The sequence below is a fragment of the uncultured Desulfovibrio sp. genome (assembly GCF_902477725.1).
In the GTDB taxonomy this organism is placed as follows: domain Bacteria; phylum Desulfobacterota; class Desulfovibrionia; order Desulfovibrionales; family Desulfovibrionaceae; genus Desulfovibrio.
This window is the reverse complement of the sequence record NZ_CABSIF010000018.1, coordinates 32,421-55,777: the sequence shown is the minus strand read 5'-3', so window position 1 is coordinate 55,777 and position 23,357 is coordinate 32,421. Positions and strand designations below refer to the sequence as shown.

32 protein-coding genes are annotated in these 23,357 nt (G+C 54.0%); 23 read left to right on the top strand and 9 right to left on the bottom strand.

What is annotated here, in order from left to right; all coding sequences use genetic code 11:
* The first annotated feature begins 32 nt into the window (after positions 1-32).
* A complete protein-coding gene (locus RDK48_RS14005; RefSeq protein WP_298998086.1) occupies positions 33-512 on the top strand; it encodes a cupin domain-containing protein in 480 nt (159 codons plus the stop codon).
* Between the two features lie 85 nt (positions 513-597).
* On the opposite strand, the gene RDK48_RS14000 is transcribed toward RDK48_RS14005, so the two are convergent.
* Entirely contained in the window at positions 598-1,026 is a 429-nt protein-coding gene (locus RDK48_RS14000) for a DUF302 domain-containing protein (RefSeq protein ID WP_298998088.1), read from the bottom strand.
* Positions 1,027-1,899: 873 nt separating this feature from the next.
* Here RDK48_RS14000 and RDK48_RS13995 point away from each other — a divergent pair.
* The 5 genes from RDK48_RS13995 to RDK48_RS13975 are packed head-to-tail and all read left to right on the top strand — an operon-like array spanning position 1,900 to position 7,855.
* Positions 1,900-3,975: a TonB-dependent receptor gene (locus RDK48_RS13995; RefSeq protein WP_298998090.1), complete on the top strand. Its 2,076-nt coding sequence runs from the start codon at positions 1,900-1,902 to the stop codon at positions 3,973-3,975.
* 57 nt (positions 3,976-4,032) lie between these two features.
* Complete coding sequence (locus RDK48_RS13990; protein ID WP_298998092.1) at positions 4,033-5,061, top strand: ABC transporter substrate-binding protein; 1,029 nt, start codon at positions 4,033-4,035, stop codon at positions 5,059-5,061.
* Positions 5,048-6,061: an iron ABC transporter permease gene (locus RDK48_RS13985; protein WP_298998094.1), complete on the top strand. Its 1,014-nt coding sequence runs from the start codon at positions 5,048-5,050 to the stop codon at positions 6,059-6,061. The genes RDK48_RS13990 and RDK48_RS13985 overlap by 14 nt, the downstream gene beginning before the upstream one ends.
* On the top strand, positions 6,054-6,812 hold the full coding sequence (locus RDK48_RS13980) for an ABC transporter ATP-binding protein (protein ID WP_298998096.1): 759 nt from the start codon (positions 6,054-6,056) through the stop codon (positions 6,810-6,812). The genes RDK48_RS13985 and RDK48_RS13980 overlap by 8 nt, the downstream gene beginning before the upstream one ends.
* The gene (locus RDK48_RS13975; protein ID WP_298998098.1) at positions 6,809-7,855 is read left to right on the top strand and encodes an energy transducer TonB; all 1,047 of its coding nucleotides are present in this window, start codon (positions 6,809-6,811) and stop codon (positions 7,853-7,855) included. Before RDK48_RS13980 ends, RDK48_RS13975 begins: the two co-directional genes overlap by 4 nt.
* Before the next feature lie 33 nt (positions 7,856-7,888).
* Here RDK48_RS13975 and RDK48_RS13970 read toward each other — a convergent pair whose 3' ends face one another.
* The 3 genes from RDK48_RS13970 to RDK48_RS13960 are packed head-to-tail and all read right to left on the bottom strand — an operon-like array spanning position 7,889 to position 10,042.
* Positions 7,889-8,710: a class I SAM-dependent methyltransferase gene (locus RDK48_RS13970; protein ID WP_298998103.1), complete on the bottom strand. Its 822-nt coding sequence runs from the start codon at positions 8,708-8,710 to the stop codon at positions 7,889-7,891.
* Positions 8,707-9,480: a DUF364 domain-containing protein gene (locus RDK48_RS13965; protein WP_298998105.1), complete on the bottom strand. Its 774-nt coding sequence runs from the start codon at positions 9,478-9,480 to the stop codon at positions 8,707-8,709. The genes RDK48_RS13970 and RDK48_RS13965 overlap by 4 nt, the downstream gene beginning before the upstream one ends.
* A complete protein-coding gene (locus RDK48_RS13960) occupies positions 9,473-10,042 on the bottom strand; it encodes an FmdE family protein (RefSeq protein ID WP_298998107.1) in 570 nt (189 codons plus the stop codon). Before RDK48_RS13960 ends, RDK48_RS13965 begins: the two co-directional genes overlap by 8 nt.
* A gap of 352 nt (positions 10,043-10,394) precedes the next feature.
* Between RDK48_RS13960 and RDK48_RS13955 the strand changes: the two genes are divergently transcribed.
* Entirely contained in the window at positions 10,395-10,559 is a 165-nt protein-coding gene (locus tag RDK48_RS13955) for a chaperone protein (protein ID WP_298998109.1), read from the top strand.
* A 437-nt stretch (positions 10,560-10,996) separates the two neighbouring features.
* On the opposite strand, the gene RDK48_RS13950 is transcribed toward RDK48_RS13955, so the two are convergent.
* The gene (locus RDK48_RS13950; protein WP_298998112.1) at positions 10,997-11,560 is read right to left on the bottom strand and encodes a flavin reductase family protein; all 564 of its coding nucleotides are present in this window, start codon (positions 11,558-11,560) and stop codon (positions 10,997-10,999) included.
* A 400-nt stretch (positions 11,561-11,960) separates the two neighbouring features.
* Positions 11,961-12,611 (bottom strand): S24 family peptidase, encoded by a 651-nt coding sequence (locus RDK48_RS13945; RefSeq protein ID WP_298998114.1) that lies wholly within the window; start codon positions 12,609-12,611, stop codon positions 11,961-11,963.
* Between the two features lie 253 nt (positions 12,612-12,864).
* Here RDK48_RS13945 and RDK48_RS13940 point away from each other — a divergent pair, with 253 nt between their 5' ends.
* From RDK48_RS13940 to RDK48_RS13925, 4 genes are read left to right on the top strand one after another with little or no spacing between them, the layout of a single operon-like run.
* On the top strand, positions 12,865-13,128 hold the full coding sequence (locus tag RDK48_RS13940; RefSeq protein WP_298998116.1) for a hypothetical protein: 264 nt from the start codon (positions 12,865-12,867) through the stop codon (positions 13,126-13,128).
* 11 nt (positions 13,129-13,139) lie between these two features.
* A complete protein-coding gene (locus tag RDK48_RS13935; RefSeq protein WP_298998118.1) occupies positions 13,140-13,559 on the top strand; it encodes a hypothetical protein in 420 nt (139 codons plus the stop codon).
* A complete protein-coding gene (locus tag RDK48_RS13930; protein WP_296936951.1) occupies positions 13,559-13,816 on the top strand; it encodes a hypothetical protein in 258 nt (85 codons plus the stop codon). Before RDK48_RS13935 ends, RDK48_RS13930 begins: the two co-directional genes overlap by 1 nt.
* On the top strand, positions 13,816-14,007 hold the full coding sequence (locus RDK48_RS13925) for a hypothetical protein (RefSeq protein ID WP_298998121.1): 192 nt from the start codon (positions 13,816-13,818) through the stop codon (positions 14,005-14,007). Before RDK48_RS13930 ends, RDK48_RS13925 begins: the two co-directional genes overlap by 1 nt.
* On the opposite strand, the gene RDK48_RS13920 is transcribed toward RDK48_RS13925, so the two are convergent.
* Entirely contained in the window at positions 14,004-14,261 is a 258-nt protein-coding gene (locus tag RDK48_RS13920) for a hypothetical protein (protein ID WP_298998124.1), read from the bottom strand. The genes RDK48_RS13925 and RDK48_RS13920 overlap by 4 nt on opposite strands.
* A 337-nt stretch (positions 14,262-14,598) precedes the next feature.
* On the opposite strand from RDK48_RS13920, the gene RDK48_RS13915 reads away from it, so the two are divergent.
* From RDK48_RS13915 to RDK48_RS13875, 9 genes are all read left to right on the top strand, one after another.
* Positions 14,599-16,737 carry a Mu transposase C-terminal domain-containing protein gene (locus RDK48_RS13915; protein WP_298998126.1) on the top strand — a complete coding sequence of 713 codons (2,139 nt, stop codon included), beginning with the start codon at positions 14,599-14,601 and terminating at the stop codon, positions 16,735-16,737.
* A gap of 61 nt (positions 16,738-16,798) precedes the next feature.
* Entirely contained in the window at positions 16,799-17,542 is a 744-nt protein-coding gene (locus tag RDK48_RS13910) for an AAA family ATPase (RefSeq protein WP_296936956.1), read from the top strand.
* Between the two features lie 2 nt (positions 17,543-17,544).
* Positions 17,545-18,183, top strand: coding sequence for a hypothetical protein (locus RDK48_RS13905; protein WP_298998128.1), 639 nt, complete (start codon positions 17,545-17,547; stop codon positions 18,181-18,183).
* The gene (locus RDK48_RS13900) at positions 18,180-18,569 is read left to right on the top strand and encodes a hypothetical protein (protein ID WP_298998130.1); all 390 of its coding nucleotides are present in this window, start codon (positions 18,180-18,182) and stop codon (positions 18,567-18,569) included. Before RDK48_RS13905 ends, RDK48_RS13900 begins: the two co-directional genes overlap by 4 nt.
* Positions 18,559-18,750, top strand: coding sequence for a hypothetical protein (locus RDK48_RS13895; RefSeq protein WP_296936961.1), 192 nt, complete (start codon positions 18,559-18,561; stop codon positions 18,748-18,750). The genes RDK48_RS13900 and RDK48_RS13895 overlap by 11 nt, the downstream gene beginning before the upstream one ends.
* Positions 18,740-18,940: a hypothetical protein gene (locus RDK48_RS13890; protein WP_296936963.1), complete on the top strand. Its 201-nt coding sequence runs from the start codon at positions 18,740-18,742 to the stop codon at positions 18,938-18,940. Before RDK48_RS13895 ends, RDK48_RS13890 begins: the two co-directional genes overlap by 11 nt.
* The gene (locus RDK48_RS13885; RefSeq protein WP_298998133.1) at positions 18,941-19,450 is read left to right on the top strand and encodes a host-nuclease inhibitor Gam family protein; all 510 of its coding nucleotides are present in this window, start codon (positions 18,941-18,943) and stop codon (positions 19,448-19,450) included.
* Between the two features lie 16 nt (positions 19,451-19,466).
* Positions 19,467-19,766 (top strand): hypothetical protein, encoded by a 300-nt coding sequence (locus RDK48_RS13880; protein ID WP_298998135.1) that lies wholly within the window; start codon positions 19,467-19,469, stop codon positions 19,764-19,766.
* Positions 19,767-19,795: 29 nt separating this feature from the next.
* Complete coding sequence (locus tag RDK48_RS13875; RefSeq protein ID WP_298998137.1) at positions 19,796-20,068, top strand: HU family DNA-binding protein; 273 nt, start codon at positions 19,796-19,798, stop codon at positions 20,066-20,068.
* Positions 20,069-20,154: 86 nt separating this feature from the next.
* On the opposite strand, the gene RDK48_RS13870 is transcribed toward RDK48_RS13875, so the two are convergent.
* Together RDK48_RS13870 and RDK48_RS13865 are read right to left on the bottom strand one after the other, a co-directional pair.
* Positions 20,155-20,292: a hypothetical protein gene (locus RDK48_RS13870; protein WP_298998139.1), complete on the bottom strand. Its 138-nt coding sequence runs from the start codon at positions 20,290-20,292 to the stop codon at positions 20,155-20,157.
* Positions 20,293-20,317: 25 nt separating this feature from the next.
* A complete protein-coding gene (locus tag RDK48_RS13865) occupies positions 20,318-20,908 on the bottom strand; it encodes a hypothetical protein (RefSeq protein WP_298998142.1) in 591 nt (196 codons plus the stop codon).
* 583 nt (positions 20,909-21,491) lie between these two features.
* Between RDK48_RS13865 and RDK48_RS13860 the strand changes: the two genes are divergently transcribed.
* Genes RDK48_RS13860 through RDK48_RS13850 form a run of 3 tightly spaced genes read left to right on the top strand, consistent with a single transcriptional unit; the run spans position 21,492 to position 23,345 of the window.
* On the top strand, positions 21,492-22,079 hold the full coding sequence (locus RDK48_RS13860) for a phage protein GemA/Gp16 family protein (protein ID WP_298998144.1): 588 nt from the start codon (positions 21,492-21,494) through the stop codon (positions 22,077-22,079).
* Positions 22,079-22,450 carry an RNA helicase gene (locus tag RDK48_RS13855; protein WP_298998146.1) on the top strand — a complete coding sequence of 124 codons (372 nt, stop codon included), beginning with the start codon at positions 22,079-22,081 and terminating at the stop codon, positions 22,448-22,450. The genes RDK48_RS13860 and RDK48_RS13855 overlap by 1 nt, the downstream gene beginning before the upstream one ends.
* A gap of 46 nt (positions 22,451-22,496) precedes the next feature.
* A complete protein-coding gene (locus RDK48_RS13850) occupies positions 22,497-23,345 on the top strand; it encodes a DUF4062 domain-containing protein (RefSeq protein ID WP_298998148.1) in 849 nt (282 codons plus the stop codon).
* Positions 23,346-23,357: the final 12 nt, after the last annotated feature.

Below are 23,357 nucleotides of genomic sequence, written 5' to 3'. Positions count from 1 at the left end.
TTTTATGAAACGGCACCATGCAGGAGAAGAACATGTTTAAAAAGAATTACGCCCTCGCCATGGCCGCAGGCATTGCCATTTTTGCTGCGGGTTTCTGGGCGGGCGGCAGAGACGCGGTGCTGTTTGAGGCGCGCCAGGCTGTTGCCGCTGTGGCCCCTGCCACCGGCGTAACCAAGACGGTGCTGTTTGAAGCCGAACACTCCTGGGATGGAACGCCCTATGGCTCATACCCGGCAGGGAATGCGGACATCAAGATTGTAAAAATTGTGATTCCCCCCAATTCGCGTCTGGGCAGCCACACTCACCCAATGCCGAATATTGCCTATGTGCATGCGGGCGCGCTGACAGTAAAAAGCGAGGTGGACGGTCAGGAGCGGCAGTTGAAGCAGGGGGACTTTCTGGCGGAGATGGTCAATAAGCCGCACTATGGCTATACGGGCGATGAGGGCGTGGAGCTCTTACTTGTCTACTGCGGGGTGACTGGGCAGGAGTTGTCCGTCAGCACAAAATAGTCCACTCTTTGGGAGCAAACGATTGGGGCGAGCCGGGAGTTTTCCGGCTCGCCTTTTTTTATGGCGTACCCGCCACCGCAATTTTCTACTGGTTTCCAGCCCCAGACTGATGTTGAGCCGCCTCATGGGTGAGTCGCTCCATCAACTTCTGTATTTTTTGTGCAACGTCCGCGTTTTTGACAATTCCGTGGCGGCGCGCAATCCAAGCTGGGTCATTCCAGAGCAGGCAAACCCCCTGGGGCGTTTCCACCGCTAAAATGCGCAAGGGCAGATCAAGGGCTGCCTCCGGGGCTTCAAGCATGAGGGCTGTGCCCACAGCCGGATTGCCAAAGGTAATCACGCGTGCGCCCGTCATATCAAGGCCTGCTTCAACTGCATTCTTTTTGTGATCTACGACAGAAAAAACAGGAATTTTTGTGATCTCGATGGCGTTGAGCAACCGCTTCCAGACAGTTTCAAGGTCATCTTGAGGCGCTGCCAATATGCGTTGCAAGCCATTGTCAGGGCTGTTCATAACTACTCCTGCTGCGGGGCGACAGGTTTATTTTTTTGCGCACAGGGTCTCGCCAGCATGTGCATCCGGTCAATGTGTCTTGGGGGGAACCGGATATGTCGCACTGTGGGGGCGGATCATCACTGTGCATGCCGCAGGGTGCGGCCAACAAGAAAAGACGGAGGGTAGAGCAGGCATGCTCAGGATGCTACGTAGGAATTCCAGAGCCGAATGGCGGCAGATTCGCTGACCGACCACTGCAAGGGACAGTTCCCGCAGTCGCAATAGAGGCGGAAGATGTCGTGGGTTCTGCCTTCAGGTCTGGATGTTTGAAGCTTGGGGTAGTTGCCGCATTTTATACAGGGCCGAATCACGGGAAGGTTGTCTTTATTCATTGATAAAACATAGCCCTTGGCAGAGAGGCCGTCAAAGATTTGTTGTAGTCAGATAAATTAAGCTATGTATATTTGTTAGTCTATTGATTTGTAATGTTAAAATTATCCGTGCCCCTCTCCACAATATGCGATGGGTGCAATTGCACTATCTCCAGTGTTGAAACGCCGCAGCATCAATCCTCATTTTACGCGATTGGCGGAACATTTCTCCTTTTTTTCTCATCCAGAATTTACTGAAGCCAGCAGCTCCTGCGGAAAGCTAAGGAGTCCTGCTGGCTTTTTATTTTTTTAACAGCATGGTTAGTTAATTACCTTTTCCTCCTGAAATTTAAGGAGATCGCTTCCCCAAGCTTCACCAATAATCACGGTTCCCAATATATCGTGCCACCGTTGCCCCCCTTCAATTGGTTGTTTACACAATAAAATATTAATTATCAGAAGCATTTTTAAATAATTGGCAGGAAGAGGGCAGGGAAGACGATTCAAATCTGGAGGCACAATGAAACAGTGGCAAAGGCATGCGGCGGTAATGGCTTTATTGGGGATCATAGGCAGCCCATGTGCTGCATCCGCCGGTAATGAAGGTAATGGCGAAGTTCAACTTTCTCCTCTGGAAATGGCAGCTTCCAAGGATACCATCGACCACATCACCCAGGTGGACATAGAGCGGAAAACCGCCAGAAACCTCTGGGAAGCCCTGCGCGGCGTGGAAGGTGTGAACCTGCAAACTTCTGCAGGCCGCAATGAGGGAACCATCAGCATTCGTGGCTCCAACCGTTATCAGGTGGGCCTGTATATTGACGATATCCCCGTTGCAACCGCGTATCGCAACGAATGGGATGCCAACAACATCCTGACCTATGGCCTTGAATCCATCGAAGTCTCCAAGGGCTACAGCTCGCCCCTGCTGATCAGCAACAACAACCTTGCGGGTGCAGTGAACCTGCGTACGGCAAAACCCAAAAAAGAGTTTGAAGCCACCGCCAAGTACATGAACTTTTTTGACCGCAACGTGCAGAATCAGGGTCAAATGGCTGCGGCAAGCGTGGGAACCAAGCAGGATCTCTACTACCTCAAGGGAACGTTCATATTCAACAACCAGAATTTCTTTACCTATCCTGCCAGTTTTGACTCCGCACCCTATCAGCCGGGCAGCCGCGCGCGCAACTCGGACAATCAGACCCTCTCCGGCAACATCATTGGCGGCTGGACGCCCAATGATGATGTGGATGTTATGGTGGGCTACACGCGGCAGCATTTTCAGAAGGGACAGCCCTTTGATGCCGCCCAGACCCGCATTGGCGACTCAACCACCTATCCTTACAAGCGCTTTTGGGAATGGCCGGAGTATGAAACCAGCCGCGTGTATGCCAATGGCAATTTTAACCTCAGCAGCAAGGCGCACCTGAAGGCTGTTGCCTATTACGACTGGCATCAGGACACCTCAAAAAGTTACACCGACGTGTCCATGACCAAACGGGATTCCGCGGACAAGACGTATGACCAGTTCACCACTGGCGGTCAGTTGACGTTTGACTATACCTTCAACCCCGCCAACAAGATCGCCCTTTCCGCTGGTTATCGCCTTCTTTCTCACAAAGAATACAATGACTACAGCGTGTTTGACGACACCGGCGTGAAGCCGAAGCTCAAGAAAAAGGCTGCGGATGTGGGTTCGCAGCTGGATGAGCACATCACGGAAACCTACACGGATCTGGGCGCGGAATACACCCTTAAGCCCGTGGACAAGCTCACCCTGGTTTTCGGCAGCAGTCTCAGCACCATGGTTCCGCAGACTCTTGAAAGTCGCGATCACACCACGGGCGACATGAATTCCTACAAGGACGGGTTGAGCGACCCCAAGACCCTGTTCAACTATCAGGTCGGGGCCTTCTATGACCTGACGGAACACCATGAGGTGTTCGCCACCTTTGCCAAAAAATCGCGTTTTGCCACCATGCGCGAGCGCTACATGCGCACGAACGGCACTCCGGCCAACCCCGATCTTAACCCCGAACAGGCCTATCATTACGAGCTGGGCTACAAGGGTATTTTTGGCGACTGGCTCAAGCTCAACAGCAGCGTGTACTACAGCGATGTGACCGACCTGATCACCTCGCAGGGTACTTCTGGCAACATGTCGTTCTCCAACCTGAACCGGGCCACCTTCTACGGTTACGAACTTGGCGCGGAAGCTGTGTTCAACCAGTATGTGAGCGTGGGGGCAGTGTTCAACTACATGCACTGGAACAACTGCACCAACGACGACAAGCTTACCCAGTTGCCCGAGCTTACAAGCACCCTGTACAGCGTCATCACGCCTGTGGAAGGATTCTCAATTATTCCGCAGGTCAACATGAGCAGCGGCTTCTACTGGAACAGTGCCCCTTACGATACGTATTACCGCAAGGCACCCGGCTTCACCACCGTGGACCTCAAGGCTGTTTACGATATCAACAAGAACTTTTCCGTGGAAGCTGGCGTAAAGAACATGTTTGATCAGGAGTATGCGTACAGCGCCTATTATCCGGAGCCTGGCCGCAGCTTCTTTATGGGTGTTACCGCAACATTCTAATACATTAATCTTAATCGGGTGGGGCCGCCCGCAGGCGGCCCCACTTGGGGCAACATCATGCAGATTCGCCGTACATTTCTGTTTTTGGCAACGCTTATGCTTGCGGCCTTTTTGCCCTGCTCCGGCGGCGCACGCGCGGCAGAGTCCGCCGTCAGCGGCGATGCCAGAAGTGTCTATTGCCCCACGCCGCCCTCGGCCTTCACGCTTTACGCCTTTGCGCCGGAGCTGCTTGCAGCCTGGAACACCCCCCTGCGGGATTATGAAAAAAAATTTATTCCTCCCCAGTATCACGACCTGCCCATTCTGGGCGGATGGTATGGGCAGGGCTTTATTCCTGACAGGGAAATGCTGCTGGCAAGCGGTATCAAAAAGGCCTTTTACCTTTCCATGAGCATGCACGACCATTTGCCCATAGAGCAGACCCTGACCAGCCTAGGCATGAAGGTATCCACCGCCCAAGGCGGCAGCATGAAGGATATGGCGGCCTGCTTTCTGACAATGGGGCGGCTGTATAATCGCGAGCAGCGCGGGCAGAGCCTCGCTGCGTATGCTGATGCAACGCTGAACCGGGTGGCGGCGGCCATGAAAAATCTGCCCTCAGAACGGCGCACGCGCGTGTATGTAGCGCTGGAGGCCAACGGGCTTGCATCTGTTTGTAAGGATTCCGTGCGTTCGGAGGTGCTCGAAGCCGCAGGCGCGGACAGTGTGCACATGTGCCCGCCCGGCACGGAAAACGCTCAGCTCAAGGTCACCTTTGAACAGGTTATGGCCTACAATCCGGATGTGGTGCTGGTATTCCACCCCAATCTCATGCGCCGGATACATACAGACCCTCAATGGTCGGCCTTGCCTGCGGTGCAAGCGGGCAGGGTGTATTTTATCCCGCGCGGCCCCTTCAGCTGGATAGAGCGCCCTGCAACCTATATGCGGCTTATGGGCGTGCAATGGCTGGCAAATTTGCTGCACCCCGACCTGTACGCTGCGGATATCAAGGCTGAGAGCCGCCGATTCATGAAACTTTTTTTTAATCTGGATCTGAGCGATGCGCAGATAAACGAGCTTTTTGAACCTTATGGCACGTTCTGAAAAAATTTTGCTATGGCTGGGGGTGATGCTGGTTGCCGCAGTGCTGCTCTCGCTGCACATGGGGCGCTACCCTCTGGACATGGGCGCGCTCTGCCGCGCGCTTGCCGATGCATGGTCTGGCAACACGCTCAGCCCGGATCAAAAGCAGGTGCTGTTTTTGTTTTTTAATCTGCGGCTGCCGCGCATTGTCACGGCTCTGCTGGTGGGCGCAAGCCTTGCGGTATCTGGCAGCGTGTACCAGGCCATGTTTCAGAATCCGCTTGTGTCGCCCGGTATTCTGGGTGTGCAGCACGGGGCGGCCTTTGGCGGGGCCGTGGGCATTCTGGCTTTTTCATCCATGGCGGCCACACAGGTGCTGGCCTTTATTGGCGGCGCGCTGGGCGTGGGGCTTGCCCTGTTTTTTTCCATGCTTTACCCAAAGGCGCGCTTTCTTGCCCTGCTCATTGGCGGCATGGTCAGCAGCTCCTTTTTTGTGGCCCTGACCTCGCTTGTGCAGTACGTGGCAGACCCCAACAGGCAGTTGCCAGAAATTGTTTACTGGCTCATGGGCTCGCTTTCGCGCACAGAGCCGCGCCACCTTGTATGGGGCGGGCCGCTCATGCTCAGCGCTCTGGCCTTTATCTGCCTTAACGGCAAGGTCGTGAACGCGCTTTCCATGGGCGACGACGAGGCCATGGCCCTTGGCGTGAACAGCGTGCGCATGAAGATGCAACTGATTGCGGCTGCCACGCTGGCGTGCTCGCTGACTGTTGTCATGGCGGGCGTCATCAACTGGGTTGGACTTGTCATTCCGCACGTGATGCGTTTTATCTGCGGGCCGGACAATCGCCTTGGCCTGCTGAATTCAGCTCTGGGCGGCGCGCTCTTTATTCTGCTGACGGATTCCTTCATCCGCACGATCTGGACTGTGGAATTGCCGCTGGGCATTGCCACTTCAATCATCCTGTTGCCGCTGTTTGCCTTTAGCCTGTGGTACGACTGGAAGAGACGCTATGATTGAAGTGCGTGACCTCACCCTTGGCTATTTTGATGCCCCGCCTGTGCTGCAGCAGGTTTCTCTGCGCGTGGGCCGGGGAGAAGTGGTGAACGTGCTTGGCCCCAACGGTTGCGGCAAAACAACGCTGCTCCGGGCCATTCTGGGATTTTTGCCCGTGCCGCCCCGCAGCATTTTTCTGGAAGGCCGCCCGCAGGAAGGAATATCGCGCGCGGAGCTTGCGCGCACACTGGCCTATGTGCCCCAGATGCATACGGGCGTTTTTGCCTATCAGGTTCTTGATGTGGTGCTTATGGGGCGCACAGCCCGCAGCCCCTGGCTCAGGTTTTCCGCCGATGATGTGGGCAGGGCCATGACCGCTCTGGAGCAGGTGCGCATGGCAAGCTGCGCGCGCAAGTCCTATCTGGAGCTATCCGGCGGGCAAAGGCAGCTTGTGCTTATTGCGCGTGCCTTGTGTCAGGAGTGCTCGGCTCTTGTTATGGATGAACCTGTTACCGGGCTGGATTACGGCAACCAGTTTCATCTGCTGGAGCTGATTGGCGAACTTTCCGGCTCCGGGCCGGCGATCATACTGACCACGCACCATCCCGAACAGGCGGTGTATCTGGGGGGGCGGGCCATACTGCTCAAGGCGGGGCATGTGGTTGCGGACGGCCCGGTTTCCACTACTGTTACCGCGCCTCAGATCAAGGAGCTGTACAACCTGCCCTCCAGGGCCCAGCGCTGGATGCACCTTACAGAACCGGATGCGCCATGAGTATGGAACCCGCAGCCGACAGGCAGATTTTTGCCGCTCCCTATCTTGAGGAACCGCCCGTAAAGCCGCATACCAAAGGCCCGTGGTTTTTTGCGGCCTCATTTGCGGCGCATCTTGTCGTGCTGGGGATGATATGGTTTTTGGGCAGTCTGTTGCAGCCAGCGGGCAATGGCGATTTTGACGGGGTGGTGATTACCCTGACTTACGGCGAGCCCGGTTCAGGCTCCGCCGGAGAACCCGCCGGAGCTGGCGGCGGCAGCGCCCAGACGGAACAGGATGCAGCATCGCAGGTGGATGTGGCGGCACCTGCCGCAGAGGCGGTAGCCGCTCAAAAAGAAACAAGCCCAGCCCCCCAACAGCAGGAAAAATCTGTCGAACCCATCGTGGCGGATTCCCAATCTCCCCTTGCCATACCCCGGCTTGCCGAAAAAGCGGCGGCAAAAAAAACAGCCGATGCGTCACCCAAGGAAAAACCGTACCCCGCCAAGGTCGAAAAAATTACAAAAGCCACGCCCCGCAAGGAACAGAATGTTCAGCACCGGGAACAGGCGGACAACAATACGACAGCCAAAGTCGCCGACCTGAAACCGTCTGCCACTGCTGTTGGCGCAAGTTCTGGCGCAGAGTCGGGCGCTGGCAGCGGCGCAAGCCAGAGCAAACTGCAAGGGCAGGGCATGTCGCTGGCAGAGGGATCAGGGCAGGGGCGCGGCAGCGGCAGCAGCGGTCAGGGCAACGGGGCCGCCAGTGAAGGGCAGGGTGATGCCGGGGGCTACCTTAAGGGCAATTACGAATACATCAAAAAGCGCATCCGCAAATACCTGGAATACAGCCCGCAAGCCAAGCGCATGGGCATTCAGGGGCTTGTGTATGTGGCCTTTACCATCACCAGGGACGGCTCGGCGCAAAATGTGGAGCTGCGCACCAGCAGCGGTTTTGATTCGCTGGACGAATCGGCGCTGGAAGCCGTGCACCGGGCATCCCCCTTTGCGCCCCCGCCGCAGGCCGCCCGCGTGGTTGTTCCCATTCAGTTCAGCCTCAAATAGCAAAAGGCCCAGCCAGTGGCCGGGCGCTGTGAGCTATATTTTCCAGAACATGACGGCCAGCTTTGATTCCACCTTTTCCTGAATAATCCCGTCGCGGCAGAGGCTTGCCAGCTTTTTGCGCATTTCGGCTTTCAGGCTGTCAGAAATTGTCATCATGCTGCTGAAATAATTGAGATGCATCAGTTCCGCATCCTCAAAGGTCGTTTCGCTTTCCCACGCGCGGTCAAAGTATTCCACTTCAGGATAAAAACCCATCAGAAACAGCATGTTGAATGCACAGAAGAAACTGCGGGCAATGCGGGCCTTCTGTTCGTCCCAGTCGAGCATGTTCTTGAGCTGATCCCTAATGGAATGGCGCATTTCCACATGCGTGATCATGCAGCAGGCGCGGCTGGAGGCGGCAATCATCTTTTCCAGCGTTGCGCGGTTGTTGATGGCTGGCGTGCGCGATGCCAGAACCAGATCGAATTGTTTGCGCCAACCCATGCTGTCGATGTCTGCCGCCTGCCAGTCCAGAACGCGGAAGCAGGCGTTGGGGCAATTGTCTTCAACGGCATTGGTCTTTGCCAGATCAATCATGCTGGGCGCAAGGTCGAAGCCCTCCACCCGGCCCACCAGCGGGGCCATTTCAAGGCTTTGCGCGCCGGGGCCGCAGCCGATATCCAGCACCGCGCTGTTGCGGTCAAGGCCAGCCTTGCGCGCAAGGTGCTCCATCAGGCGCTGTCGGTGTTCGTCCGCAGTTTTGCGGCGGATGCGCTTGTTGAACGAGGGGGCGCGCTTGTTCCAGAAATCCAGCGCATCCTTGCGGTCGGGCCGATAATCGACCCAAAGCTTCTCAAAAGATTCAATATTCACTGGGCACCGCCGGGCAGCAAATTTACCTTGAGGCCCCCGCTGGCAAAAATGGCCTCGCAGTTGTTGTCTTTAAGGGCGCGGGCCACGCCAGCGGCATTTTCCACCACCAGGCCGGAAAGCGAAGCAAAGCCGTGCCGGAACAGCAGGGGATGCATGGGCGTACTTGGCCCGACCATGAAAACCTTGGCCTTCCGGGTCAGTTCCAGCAGGCGGGTGATGGTTTTGTTGATGAATGTTGTGCCTGTGACAAAAACAATATCCTGCTCCGGCAGAATATATTCCGCTGCGGCGTCGGGCAGGTCGCCGGGCTGTGGATTGCGCTCAAGAATACACATGTCGCAGTGCTGGCGCAGCATGTGCAAACCGGGGAAATGCCCGATCACCGCAACTTTTTTACCTGTAGCCTCTGCAAGAAAAAATTTGAAGGCATCTCCGGGCATGCGGTTTATGCCGGGCTGGATGGGGCTTTCTGGCCGCAGGGCCAGAGTGTTGTTGGCTGCATTAAGGGCCGCAAGGCCGATGGAGGCCTGATTGAAATCCCACGATTTTAGGCGTTTGGCCACCTTGCGCAAGGGCTGGCCGACAATTTCATATGAGGAGAGCGAGGGATCCTGCACGCCCGGCATGGTCGGGAAATGCTGGGCCATGCCCACGCCCCCGGCGTCTGATTCCACCATCAGCCAGTGATCGCCGTAAACAAAGGATTTAACCAGCTCCTTTGACGGAACGGAATCAATCAGTTCGTCATACAAATGCCAACGGTTATGCATGGCTGCACCCAAGCGGGCTGTAATATGCGCCATTGAGGCATGCCCGGCAGTATGTTTTGCCATCCTGCACAATTTCCTTGCAATCCAGCACGTCTTCGCCGCAGACACAACAGGTCGCAATGCGCGCGGGCGGGCCGGGCAATTCGCCCTCGGGCATGGCGATGCTCACAGGCTGGCAGGAAAAAATGTCGTTGTCGGCGTAGCCTTCCCAAAAAGCGAGCTGGGCGGTTTTGTCCGCATGGTGGGGCGGTCTGTCGGAGGTGATGACGCTGACGCGCACGGCCTTGCCAGTTTTCAGATCCAGAAAGGACATGGCTGTTTTGCCGTAGCTGTACATCTTGACCCGCCTGCGGCCCACGGTCACACCAGTAACCACGTAGGAAGCATCTGCAACGCAGCGGTCAGTCTCCAGAAAGATAACCAGATCGCGCATATCGTCGTGCGGCGACATGCCTAATGCTTTTAGCGCCATCAGGGTCATGCGGATGCCCAGAATCTGCCCGCTGCAAATGTGCCCGTGATACTGTTCGGCCTTTTCAAGATAGGGTTTTATATCTTCCATGGTTTTTATGTGTAAGAGTGTTTGTATGGTTAACTGCGTACATTTTATTATATGCCCCCTCGTTGGTTGTCATGCTGGTATCTGTTTCACTAAAAGCGTGAACATTGTGCGATAGCAAAAGTGCTGGGCTGCGGGTGGAGACTGGAGGGCAGAAAGGCAGCGGGGCAGGGTGGATAGGAAGAATGCGGGAGCTGACGGGCTGGGCGGGCATCTGTGCGCTCGCTGACGAGCGCGCTAAAGCTGGCGCGGTATGCTGCCGCTGCGGGTATCCGGGCTGGAACTGTCGCTTGTGCACTTGACACTGGGGTGCTAGTAGTAATGTATAGCATAACTCCAGAAAGGGGGACTCATTATGGCCCAGAATACGAGAGTTGATGACTACACCACCTGCCCGGCTTGTCAGGGCAAGGGAAAAGACGATGCTGGAACGAAATGTTTTGAGTGCAACGGAACAGGCAAAAAGCAACACGCCTGCACTGTTCCCGAAGGCCCCGAACATGAAGGCGTTTGCGACTAGCACCGAGCGGCCCCATTAACGAACATAACTTGCCTCCTGATCAACCTGCATGGCAGGCAGAAATCAGGATGATACAAATGCTCGGCTTTCTCCTTGGAGGGGAAAGCCGAGCATGTTTTTTGGGGTGAGGTGCAAATTATGTCTGGCTGGTAAATGTGAGCCGTATCAACGTATGAAGGGTAGCGTCCAGAATGAGCTTAATCGCCAATGCGGCAAAGCTGCTTGATGATCTGCTATCAGAGATGGTGAGGAAAGCGGCCTAAAATCAAAGGCTAACGGCCTAAAATAAAAATCCCGACTCAGTGGGGCCGGGATTTTTTAGACATAAAAATATTCAATATCGATTAGGCTTGTTGCGAATGCAATGGATGCCTATTTGTAAAAACAGCCTATGTTATTGTCAGGCTATTTTAGTCCGTCAAGAAAAATGGAATTGCTTACCTCAATGCAAGACCATCACGGTATGCATCACCAACTTTATCTCCAATTGAAAGATATATTTTATTCATCCAATCAAAAGCAAGTGGATGAAATTTTTTAAATGATACTTTTCCACCTTCTCCAATAATTCGTTCATCAAGGCTAACGTTTACAATCTCTCCAACAAGCCTCCAATTTTTTTCATCATAACTTTTTAGTCTGCATTCAACGGAAAATGGCAGTTCATTAATGATAGGGGCATCAACGAACCCAGATTTTGTCGTGTGGAATCCAGATTTATCAAATTTATCTTCGACCTTATTCCCTGTTGCTATCCCAAGATAATCACAGGCTATTTTATTTTCTACATCAGCCATGCTGACAACAAAAGAACCTCTGGTAAGAATCCCCTTTAAAGTATGTCGCTGTGATGCAACTGTTATGGAAATCTCTGTCTCATTACTGATGCCACCCCAAACCGCTAGCATGGCACAAGGCTTCTCATCTTCATCATACGATGAAAGTATTAGCACTGGCATTGGCATAACATATGGTTTGGCCCCAATATTTATTCTTGGCATAATCTATTCTCCCTCCGTAATTTTTGACTTGTCATTCTGGAAATAGTTTGATTTCAGCAAACACCTTGCGCAGGCGATGTTCGTCAAACAGCAGATGTCCGGCAGCGGTAAACCCGGTTCATCGGAGTCATCTGCGTGTTAAGCGACAGATAGACTTGGAGAAACAGGAGCCGGAATATACCGGAACATAGAAGGATATAGTGGGACGGGAAAGCCGCATGGGCTATTGGTTTGGAAAGAATAGGCGCAGGCCGAAACGTGGTCAACGCCAGAATCACAAGTGACGGTTAGCTCGTAACACGCGCTTAAAAATGCCAGTTAATTTTGACCAGATATCAAAAGCCCCGCATGTGCCAGAAGTGACACACGCGGGGCTTTATTTTTGCGCCTTTGAACGCGGTTATCTGTATTCGCGACAGACCCAAAGCACCTGGCCGATCAGGCGCAGCTTGTCACCATTCTGGCCGCGTAGATCAAGGGTAACAGGCGGGTATGCCGGATTGATCGATTTGAGAATGGCCTGCCCCGGCAACATATCAATCCGCTTGAGATAAATTGAATCTTCAAATCCTACCGCAAAAATTCTGCCCGGAATAACCTTGAGCTTACTCTGATCTAGCAAGACAACGTCGCCATCCATGATTTCCGGCTCCATACTATCGCCGGAAACGCGCATGAGCACCATGTTCTTGGCCTTGCCCTTGCGCGCTATGAAGTCACGCCGGAAGGCATATGAGCGTTCGCTGTCCCCATCCGTTTCAAGACTTCCTGAGCCTGCTGAAAGCACTGCGTTGGCCATTGGAATCATGATCAAGTCGCTGTCGTCCTCAGCTTCTTGCTGTGCATCTTTTTTCATTGGGCCTGAGCCCAAGATAAGCCAATCCGGGGAAACACCAAAAACGGAACAAATCTTTGAACATACACCAATATCGGGTTCAGACTCTCCACGCTCGTATCTTCCAAGTGAATTTTTGTGGATGTCGATTAGCTTTGCAAATTCAGCCTGAGTCATGTCTCCACGAATTTTTTTAAGTCGTTCTGCGGTGTTCAAGTTTTATCCCCATAAGTTGAACAGGATGTTGAACACTCACAAAAACTATAACTATCTAAAATATAAGTATTTTTAAAAAATACCCATATTTTAAACTTGAACACCATTTTTGGTATTTACAAAACACCAAAAATGGTTCAAAACAGTCTTGCGAGCGGTTATTTCTAAACATTCTGTAAACAACATAACAGCCCGCCTTGTCAGGGGTCAACGTCCAGTACCGGACAAAGTTTGGACAGAGCGGAGGCCGCCAATGAATTACCCGTGTCCCCGAGAACTTGCTTACTTGCCAGATGGCGTCAGCAGAGAATCTGACGACACAACAATTTTTATGGAGGCTGTTGGTGCCTTCGTTATTGAATGCACAAATCTGAATTGGCACATGATTTGCCCAGCCTCGGCCCGTTTTAGGGAAAAGTATGCGTTCCGTGCTGGATGGGGGAATAAAGCTCGTTTTGAAGCTTCGCACATTTATTATGCGCCTATACGGGCCGCTTTAGCAGCAATGGGCAAGTAGAGGCCAAGATCATGCGCCAACTCTCTCTCTTTGATGAATCTGCGCGCCTTGCGGGTGTAATGGTTGCCATACGGGCGGCCATGCGTTCGGCTGCGTCTGAGGGAGAGGGGCGCAAGGCATTGCCTGACAAGCTGAACGTCATAGCTCGATCCAGCGGCATCAAGCTGACAAGCGGCAACGTGCGGGCTGTCAGTGAAGAGACTTTGAACAAGTGGTTATCGCCATCTGACGACAGCCATCCGCCATCCATCCATGCGCTGCTCGCATACTGCCAGGCAACTGGCAACAACGAACCCCTGCGGGTTATGGCGCGCTGCCTGGGCGTGGACCTGATGACTGACGAAGACCGCCTATTACGTGATTACGGCAAAGCAGTGCGAGACGCCAAGGCCAGCCGAAAGCGCCTGAAGAGAATTGAGGAGGATTTGTAATGGCCATGACCCCGAGCCAACGCGCCGCACTGGGCGCACGCCGCTGCACACACCGCTACCGCTTCCGCGAGAAGCTGGACGAATGCGGTTATGACAGCACGACTCTGGCCGAAGAGCTGGGGGTTAGCCCGGTAACAATCAACCGCACCATAAACGGCAGCCTGCACAGCCCCCGCGTGTTGAACTGGTTTCGGGATCGGGGCTTGGCTGAGCGGTTTTTGTGCGACCCGCGCAAGTGCGGAGAGGAGGCAGCGTAATGGAAAAGCAGAAAACCACATCATTGCGTGATGAGGACGACGTCAGCACCGAGGCATACAGTCGCATGATTGAAGAGCCCCAGGGCGTTTTTGTTCTCACAAGGGGCTGGGACAAAGAGGCGGTCAAAAAATTCCACCGTGATTTAGGCCGATTGCTGACCGCCTACTGCCAGCGCCAAGACCCTAATTAGCTGGAGCCCTTCAACCATTCAATAATGTCATTGGGCACGCCGTGAGAGGCCCACCCCTTGGCGGGGCAAACAAACAAGGAATCGTCTTCAGAAAGAGCTGAGGCCATGGCGTCGCGTATTTCTCTGGAAGAAAGATTAGTTTCAAGAAGCCAAACACTTAGCTGGAGTCTGTGGGCTTCACCAAGACTTTCAATAATGGCTTCAACATTTTCATAGTTCCGACTCTCAAGATCATACGCGATAAGATGAAACATTTCCGGCTCCTTTTGTTGGTTGAAGTGAACGGTAGCCCTGAGACTAGCAGAGGAGCCGGAACAATTGAAGAGGGACAGCGCCCCACGCGAGCCAGAGCCCTCACACTACCGCAGCAGGCTGTCGCTATCCGTAAGCCACTGCGTGGCAACGGCTACCGCGCCCGTGTAGACCCTGATTTTAGACATAGGTCAGGTAAGGCGCGCGATGCGGACGCTCTCCGTAGCTTCCTGCGTCGCAACGGCCAGTGCAACGGCGAATCCCCTTACCCTGAGATGGGGGGACGCGGCCACCCCGGACGCGGCATAAGGCCGGGGAAACAAATTTTGGAGACAAGGCATGAAGGACGCATACACAAGTCAAGAAATTGCAAATATTCTTGATCGCCCAGTGCAGTCGATAACACGGTCCGCACGTCGCGAAGGCTGGCAAGCCCTTCCGCGCGAAGGTCGCGGCGGCGGCAACTGCTGGATCGTGGCGTCCATGCCTGAGCGCACCCGCCTTGCCATTGCGGCGCGCGCCTGCCCAGCTGCTTGCAGCACCGTAAACGCCCCAGCAACCCCTGCGTCTCCTGTCTCCCCGCTCACCCTGCAAGGCGCAGCCAAAACCCGCGCCCATGCGCGCGCCGCCATAGTGCTGGCCGCACGCGTGTTTACAGCCGCCAGTAAGATGGCCCGCACCCGCGCTCTGGACGAGTTTGTGGTGCGCTATAACGCGGGCGAAATAGCCGTGGAGCCAGACGTGCGCGCGGCCCTGCCAAGCCTCTGCCGCAATAGCCTTATCAACTGGGAGCGCCGCGCGCAGAATCAGGGCATGGCCTCGCTGGCGGGAAACTTCGGGCAGCATCGCAAGGGCGCAGGCATCATAGACAGTCAACCACAGGTGCGTGAGCTGGTACTGGGACTGATCGCCGAATATCCCACCATCAGCGCCGAGCTGATCCGCGAGGACATCGAGCGCCTGGCCAGAGAACAGTCTGCCATACGTGTGCCCTCATTGCGCCGCGTGCAAGCCTGGCTTGCAGCCTGGAAGGAACAGAACCCACAGCTTGCCCTGTATATGCGTGCGCCGGATAGATGGCGCGGCCAGTTTATGGCGGCCTGCGGCAGCATGTACGAGTTGATCACCCGGTACAATCAGCGGTGGGAGTATGACGGCACGCCCTCGGACATCATGCTGAACGACGGTAAACGGTACGCCATCGTGGGTGTGATCAATGTTTACAGCCGTGAGCTGCTGCTGGAAGTGGCAGAGACCTCGACGGGGCAGACTGTAAACAACCTGACACGCCGTGCCTTGCTGGATTGGGGCATAGCCGAGGAAGTTGTTACCGACAACGGCAAAGAATTTGTGGGCACTGAGGCCCAAGGACTGTTTTTGGACCTTGGCATTATGCCCACCATCCTGCCGCCGTTTCGGCCAGACCTCAAACCTGCCATTGAACGTGTGTTCCGCAGCTTTTCGCACCATTTGCTGACCCTGTGCCCCTGCTATGTGGGCCATAACGTGGCAACCCGGCAAGAAATCCGCGAGCGGGAAACGTTTGCAAAGCGCCTGATGGACCGCAAAGAGCCACAGGAACTTAGCATGGCCATAAGCCCCGAAGCCTTGCAGGAATTTTGCGACGACTGGTGCAAGAGCGTTTACGCGCACCGCGCCCACAGCGGGTTGAAAGGTAAAACGCCCTGGCAGATGCGGCAGGAATACACCGGGGAGATTGCCCGTATTGAAGATGTACGCGCTCTGGACGTGCTGCTGACGCCGCTGGCCACCAAGGGCGGCTGGCGTCCGGTGGGCAAAAAAGGCATCCGCGCCGCGAACGGGCACTATGACAACGCGGCCCTTGGCCCCTACGTTGGCCAGCAGGTGCAAGTGCGCGTGAACACGGCGGATGCCGAGCACGCCTACATATTTGACGAGCGCGGAAAATACATTTGCGAGGCGGTGCTTATGCACGGGCTGGAGAGCGACAAACGGCGCGAGATGGCCCTGGCCAAGCGGCGCACGCAAAAATCCGCCGTCAGCGCCGCAGCCAAAGAAATGCGCGAAGCCGCCCGCAACGTGGACGCGGCAAATGCTGGGCAGCGCATCATGGACATGCACAAGGCCCGCGCCGCAGAAATCGTCGCGGCAGCCGCGCCTGCCGCGCACACGGAAACCACGCACACCACGCCCATGCTGGACAGTGCAGCACGCGCAGCGCGCCTGCGCGAAGGTGTGCCCCCCCGTGCGCATGAGGCCGAAGTGGCCGCAGCCCGTGCCCTGGCAGTGGCGCAGCAGAGCGCCCAGGAAGAGCGCTGGTTGCCTGAAAGCCCCAAGGCCCAATACAAACTGTGCCGCCGTTTACAGGCAGCACTGGAACGTGGGGACACGGTACCCCAGGAGCAAGCCGAATGGGCGAAAATTTTCGCAGGCAGCAATACTTATACGGGCTTTGCCATGCTTGAGCAGATGCAGCCCATTGCCGCCAACGGATAGCAACAAAAACGGGGCGCGCCGTACCACCGAACACGCCCCATATCAAAGAGGAAGGTAAATTATGCAGGAAGCAACCGCAACCGTCAACCTGCCCGGCAAGGCACCGCTTGCCAACGTTGGGCTTACCTTTGGCGCGCTTACTGGGGCCATCAACCGCCCCTCGCACCTGCCCGGCATTGTGGTGCTGTACGGCCCCTCAGGCCTGGGCAAGAGCACAGCGGCGACCATAGCCACCGTACAGCTGCGAGCCTACTACGTGCAGGCCAAATCAAGCTGGACGCGCAAGGCCGTGTATCAGTCCATCCTCAAGAGCATGGGCGTGGACCCGGCCAAGACCATCTATGAAATGGAAGAACAGGTCACGGCACAGCTTGCGGCCAGTCGCCGCCCGCTCATCGTGGACGAATGCGACCATCTGGTGGCCAAGGGCATTATCGAAGTTGTGCGCGATATTTACGAAGGCAGCGGCGCGGCCATTCTCCTGATCGGCGAAGAGCATCTGCCATCAAACCTTGCCCGCTGGGAGCGCATCCACAACCGTGTACTGGAATGGGTGCCCGCTCAGTATGCTGATCTGGATGATGCCCGCGCCCTGCGCGATCTCTACTGCGCCAAGGTGAGCGTGGGTGATGATCTGCTGGAACATATCCACGCGCAAAGCAAGGGCGTGGCCCGCCGCATCTGCGTCAACCTTGAACGCGTGCAGCAGGCGGGTCTTGAGCTTGGCAAAAAGTCCATGGACTTGACCACATGGGGTAAACGCCCCCTGTACACCGGCGAGGCTCCGGTGAGGGAAGGCCGTTAGCTATGGCAACCCGCAAAACGGCAAAACCTCGCCTCGCTCTTGTGGGTGTGCTGACCACGCGGGAAAAACTGTGGGCAGCCATGCGCGAGCTGCACACCTTTAGTGTGTCAGATTTGGCACACGCAGCAGGCGTAGACCGTCATGCGTACCGCATGGACGATTACCTTGGCAGCCTGGTGCGGGCGGGCATCTTGGGCAAGGACAAGCCAGCACGCTTTGCTGCGGCTACCTACACCCTGCTGCGCGACCTGGGCGTGGATGCCCCTCGCGTGCGCAAAGACGGCTCCATGCTGCCGGATACTGCGCAGGAGCGTATGTGGCGGGCCATGAAGGTGCTGCGCACGTTCAGCGTGCAGGATCTGGTTGTGCATGCCTCTTTGCCAGATGACGCCATAGCCCCCAGTGCCGCAGCCGTATACTGCCAGTGGCTGGCGCGTGGAAGGTATCTGATCAGTATGACGCGGTCTGGCAATGATGTTGTCCGGTATCGGTTTGTGTACGACTCCGGGGCAAAGGCCCCGCAGATACTGCGCGTCAAGCAACTGTACGACTGCAACCTGGGCAAGATTGTTGTTGGGGATGACATCCAGACAGCCCTGGACGCCGCCGATGCTGCAGACGTCCGAGGGGCCGCATCATGACTGCCGTAGCCAAGCCCACCAATGCAGACAAAGCCCGCGACGCCTGGGGCGAGGTGCCTGATTGGGTGCAGCGTTTGGCCGAGGCCTGCGACACTGGCGGGCTTAATCAGACCGCCAGAAAAATCAAGATGTCCCCGGCGCTGGTGAGCCTGGTTATCCGCAAGCGGCACCACGCCACATACGCCAAAGCCGAGGCGCGCGTGCGTGAAATGCTCATGACGCCCATTATATCCTGCCCGGTGTTGGGCCTGATCAGCGCCGAGCAATGTCACTCCCAACAACAAACACCGTTTACAAGTATCAACCCCCTGGCCGTTGCCGTTTACAGAGCCTGCCGGGGAGGCTGCCGCCACTGGGCGGCAAAGGAGCACGACCATGCTGCATAAACAGATCAGCCGTGTAGCGGATAAGCTGGACAACATATGCGCCGGAACAACATCCGACCAGCAACTGCTGGCAATGTCTGTGCGCAACCTCCGCGCGATCTCTGAGGATGTGGAGTGCCTGGAAGCCCACTTTACCCCTTGCAACCAAAACCAGCAGGAGGAGGACACCCATGCTGCATGAAAAAATACGTTCCGTGGGCATTGCCCTGGGTGAAATGGCCGGACGCGTCAACCCCGATGACTGGCGCAAACTGTCTGCGGTGCGTGACGAACTGGCGGCGTTGGCAAACGAGGCCGAGGCACTGGAAACCCAGGGCGAGGCCGCAACCAGCAACAAAAAAAGTGGCAAGGCCGCCAAGGAGGGTGCGTAAGTGGCCCGTATCAAGCCTGATCCTCACATTGTTGCCGACCGCGCCCAAGCGGAAGCGGCACTGGCGGAAATGGCCGCTCTGGATCGCAATCTCTCCGGCATTGAATCTGAAATGCGAGCGCGCATAGACCTTGCAAAGAGCCAGGCCAGTCAGCTTTCCACCCCGCTGCTGGCCCGAAGGAAAGAACTTTCTGATGCTGTGGCCGTTTTTGCCAAACTCAACAAGCAGGAACTGTTCGGCAAGAGCAAGAGTCTTGATCTTGGATTCGGCATCATCGGCTTTCGGGCCAGCACCAAGGTTGTGCAGATGAGCGGGATAACCCCGGAGATGACTCTGGCCCGTCTGCATCAGTATGATTTTGCCGACGGCATCCGCGTGAAAGAAGAAATCAACAAGGAAGCGGCCCTCGGCTGGCCGGATGAACGCCTGGAGATTGTGGGTTTACGACGGCAACAAGCGAACGCCTTTTTTATCGAAATCAAGAAGGACTCCATCCCTGCGGATGCGTAAACATCAGGAGGATTTTATGACAACGGGAACCAAAAGCATAACCATTGCATGCGAGGGACGAGACGATGCTGTCGAAAAAATCATTGAGACACTGCGCGATCAGTTGAAGGGGGCCAAGGGCTATGCACTCACATTTTCCATTAACAAGTCCAACGGTCTCATGATCGGGCATAGCGCGGGTGGAGAACTTAGTGTCGGCGATTTAGGGCGGTTGTGTGTGGAGACTCTGAAATTTTCGCAAAAAATTTCCAAACAAATGACCAAATGCGACTGCCCCGATTGCCGCACAGAACGGGCCAGCCAGACTACCCATTAAACATAAACCGACCACACGGAGATAAAGCTATGACCAGAGCCGAACTTGTGAAGACGTTTCAGGAAGCCACCCAACTGCCCGCCAACCAGGCCCAGGAATACCTTGAACGCTTTGGCGACATCGCAGCGGCGGAATTGCTGGGCGGTGGCGAGGTGCCCCTGCCCGGCGTTGGCAAACTGGTGATCAAGAAGCGCGCCGCCCGCAAGGGACGCAACCCGAAGACCGGGGAGCCGTTGAATATCCCGGCCAAAAAGGCGCTGACCGTGAATTTGAGCAAGGATTTTAAGGAATCGTTCAACTAGTGCAAAACCGCCTAGTTGAGGCGCACTGAATGGCCTTTAGTTGGCAACGTGACCATCTACCCGCCAGATGGTCACGTTGCAGATTGTCAGCCTTTTCTTGTTGTCCCTTTTTTGTCGTCGCTTTTGGAGAATCTTTCCTGGGGAGGCCATCTGTCCTGATTACCCGTTTGCTCTTTTTCAGTAGTAGTCGAGTCTGTTTCTTCCGTTGTTTTGTCCTCAGCCATGTTGATCACCCCCTTTTTTATAATACTATAAGAAATTAGTTTTTATAAAAAAATAATTTAAAAAGGCTAATCCGCCAATGCATGAAGATATAACATTCATCAAAGACAATATTTTCATTCTCTTTCCCAAAAAATTTACTCTCTCAAGTTCTATTTTTATACAGTTTTCAAATCCATGCATTGTACGAGAAATAGTTTCAAAAGATTTAATATCATTTTTAGCTTTTTCTGCAAATTCAGGATAAGTGCCGAAGATAGGGCGCGCAGAATCAACTCTAATTCGCATGCTGTCGATTGCAAGTATAAATGATATAAAGCTTACAATGAGTGAAATAAATAAATCAACAATAACGCACTTATATATATCAATAAAATCATCAATACTAAAAATATTGAACATAAGTGCAATTTCAGCACTTACTATGAGAAATGAAACCCATATTGAATTTCTAACGTTAGAGCTTTGCGTTGCCCATGCATCATAAGACACACTTTTATATTCTATTCGTGCAGTTTCTAAAATCATTTTAATGTTATTTTCTATGTTGTTTTGTATTCTATCATGATTTTTTAAATCATTAGAGTCTTGACTGGTATTTTCGGTAGATATCGACATTGTTATTGCCTTTTAGAAAGGATGATTGAAATAGATTAGTTAAATTTTATAAATATTACCTTCTTTTTGAGGGGACTGCAATAAACCATAACCTATTAAACGTACAAGATATTATGAATGATAATCGCAAAATCACCGCATCCTGCCTGCTTAAGGTAAACGGCAGCGCCCTGCGCGTGCAGCTTTCTCCTGCCACCATTTACGGCGGGCAAGAGGGGCACTACCGCGTGCGTGTAAACAGGATCTGGCGCAATGGGCATGACGGAAACCCTCTGTTTGTTGACCGGGCGGGCTTAGGCACATTGTTGGCCAATCTCATGTGCGCTTCGCCTGCACAAGACACCGTATGCCCCAATTTACCTAACGACGCCCGTGTGAGTGTGACAATATGGCAGGGGGATGAACCAAAGCAGTTAAGCGGATGGACTTATAGCTCTCCGATCAGGGCGGACGACGGGCTGTGGTATGTGGTGGTGAGCGCCGGTGGGCATCGTTTTTTTGCAAGGTGTGATGATGTGCGGTTGCTGCCGCCATCGGCACAGCCAGGCGCGGTGCGCCAGCGGATAACAAAGCGGAATCAGTCATGCCGGTCATAAATTTTCGCACGGGCAAGCCCCTGAAACCTCTGGAAAGCCGAGTGGAGGCCCCCGCCAAGGAGCGCCCGGCTCGCCGCAAGCGCGGAACTGAGGCGCACGAAGCACGCAAGGCCCTGCTGGCCAAGGTGCATATTGCCAAGACGCAGCTGGGCATGACGGAAGACGAATACCTGACCCTGCTTGACTCGTATTACAATGTGACCAGCGCCGGGGTGCTGGGATTGACCGAGCTTAAGGGCCTGGTGCTGGTTATGCAGCGGGAATATGGATTCAAGCCCACAAAAGGCAGCGCCAAGCGTAAAGCGGCGCGGGGAAAGGTTATCCCATCGCCCTTGCAACCTGAGGCCGTTGACCCGCTGACAACCAAACCATTGCTTGAAAAGATTGAGGCCCTGTTGACGGAAAAGGGCCGGGTCGAGGGTACGCATGTGCCCTGGGGCTATGCTGTGGCCGTCCTAAAAAAACAGTCCGGTGGCGTAACGCGGTGCTTTGAGCACGCGACAGCGGAACAACTGCGCGGGGTTATAGCCGCGCTGACGCGCGACGCCAGAAGGAAGGGACGGAGGGCCTACTAATGGCCAGTACCTGGGTAAGTTACGGCGAGTTAGTGGATATTATCGGTGTCTGCCTGGCAAAAACTTTGTGTATGACACGCGGGGGAGTGTCGTTGTATATTCCCAAGACGGCAAGCCCGCAAAGCGATCTGGCTAAAATAGTCGGCATGGGGGCCATGCATGCCCTTTCGACCGTACATGGCGGAGAAGTTATTGTGGTCCCAAATAGGCGCAATAAAGAACCGCAAAAAAGTAAAATCCTTGAAATGCTTAATGCAGGGGCAAGCCCTCGTGAGATTGCGCTGCGGCTTGACGTGACCCAGCGATACGTGGAACATGTTGCATCGTGTGTTCGCCCCAAAGTGGTGCAAGCTAGCCTGTTTGAGGTTTGACAACCTTTGAGCCCGATCAGTTGTGACAGTATTCATGGGGTAAGGAATGATTAACATAAGATATCAAATATTTATAAGCTCAACATTCATGGATTTAAAAAAAGAACGGCTACTTGCCCTTCATGCCTTGTTAAATGCAAACTACATCCCCTCAGGAATGGAAGTATTCACCGCAGCAGATGAAGACTTATTTGAATATATCAAGCGTGTTATTGACATCTGCGACTATTATCTTTTGATAGTCTGTGGCCGCTATGGATCAATTGCTAGTGATGGAAGAAGTTACACCGAAAAAGAATTTGACTATGCGCGCAATAAGGGGATCAAAGTTATTGCTTTAGTACACAGTGATCCCTATAGCTTACCAGAGGGTATGTTTGAAACCGATCCTGAACGAAAAGACAAGTTTGATCGTTTTCGTCGAAAGGTATGCGAGCAGTGTGTTGTTAAAATGTGGTCTAAGCCTGAGGAAATTCCTGAGCATATCCTTGCAGGACTTAAGTATGCAACTGAACAATACCCTGCCTACGGTTGGATAAGAAATGATGCTTCATTGTTGAATGATAAAATTACTATTCGTTTTACATTTGACGATATAATTTGGCATGAGTCCAGGATATCTTACAGAAAAATATTTACTCAATTGATAGATATTGTTGTTAAAAATGCCAACATAGAATTTATAAAGACAGAGTTAAAAATTTTTGTTCGCAATGAACTATCGATTATTAATAGTTTTGTATTTGATAATGTTGGTTATGATGGTGATTTTATTTTAGAAATCCTAAATTTTTTTCATAAAAATGATCTTATTAAAATTGATGGGAACAATCCTAGGTATGTATCAATTACAGACACAGGAAGGAGATTTTCTTCTATTATTAGCAATTGTTAACCATTTACCTGA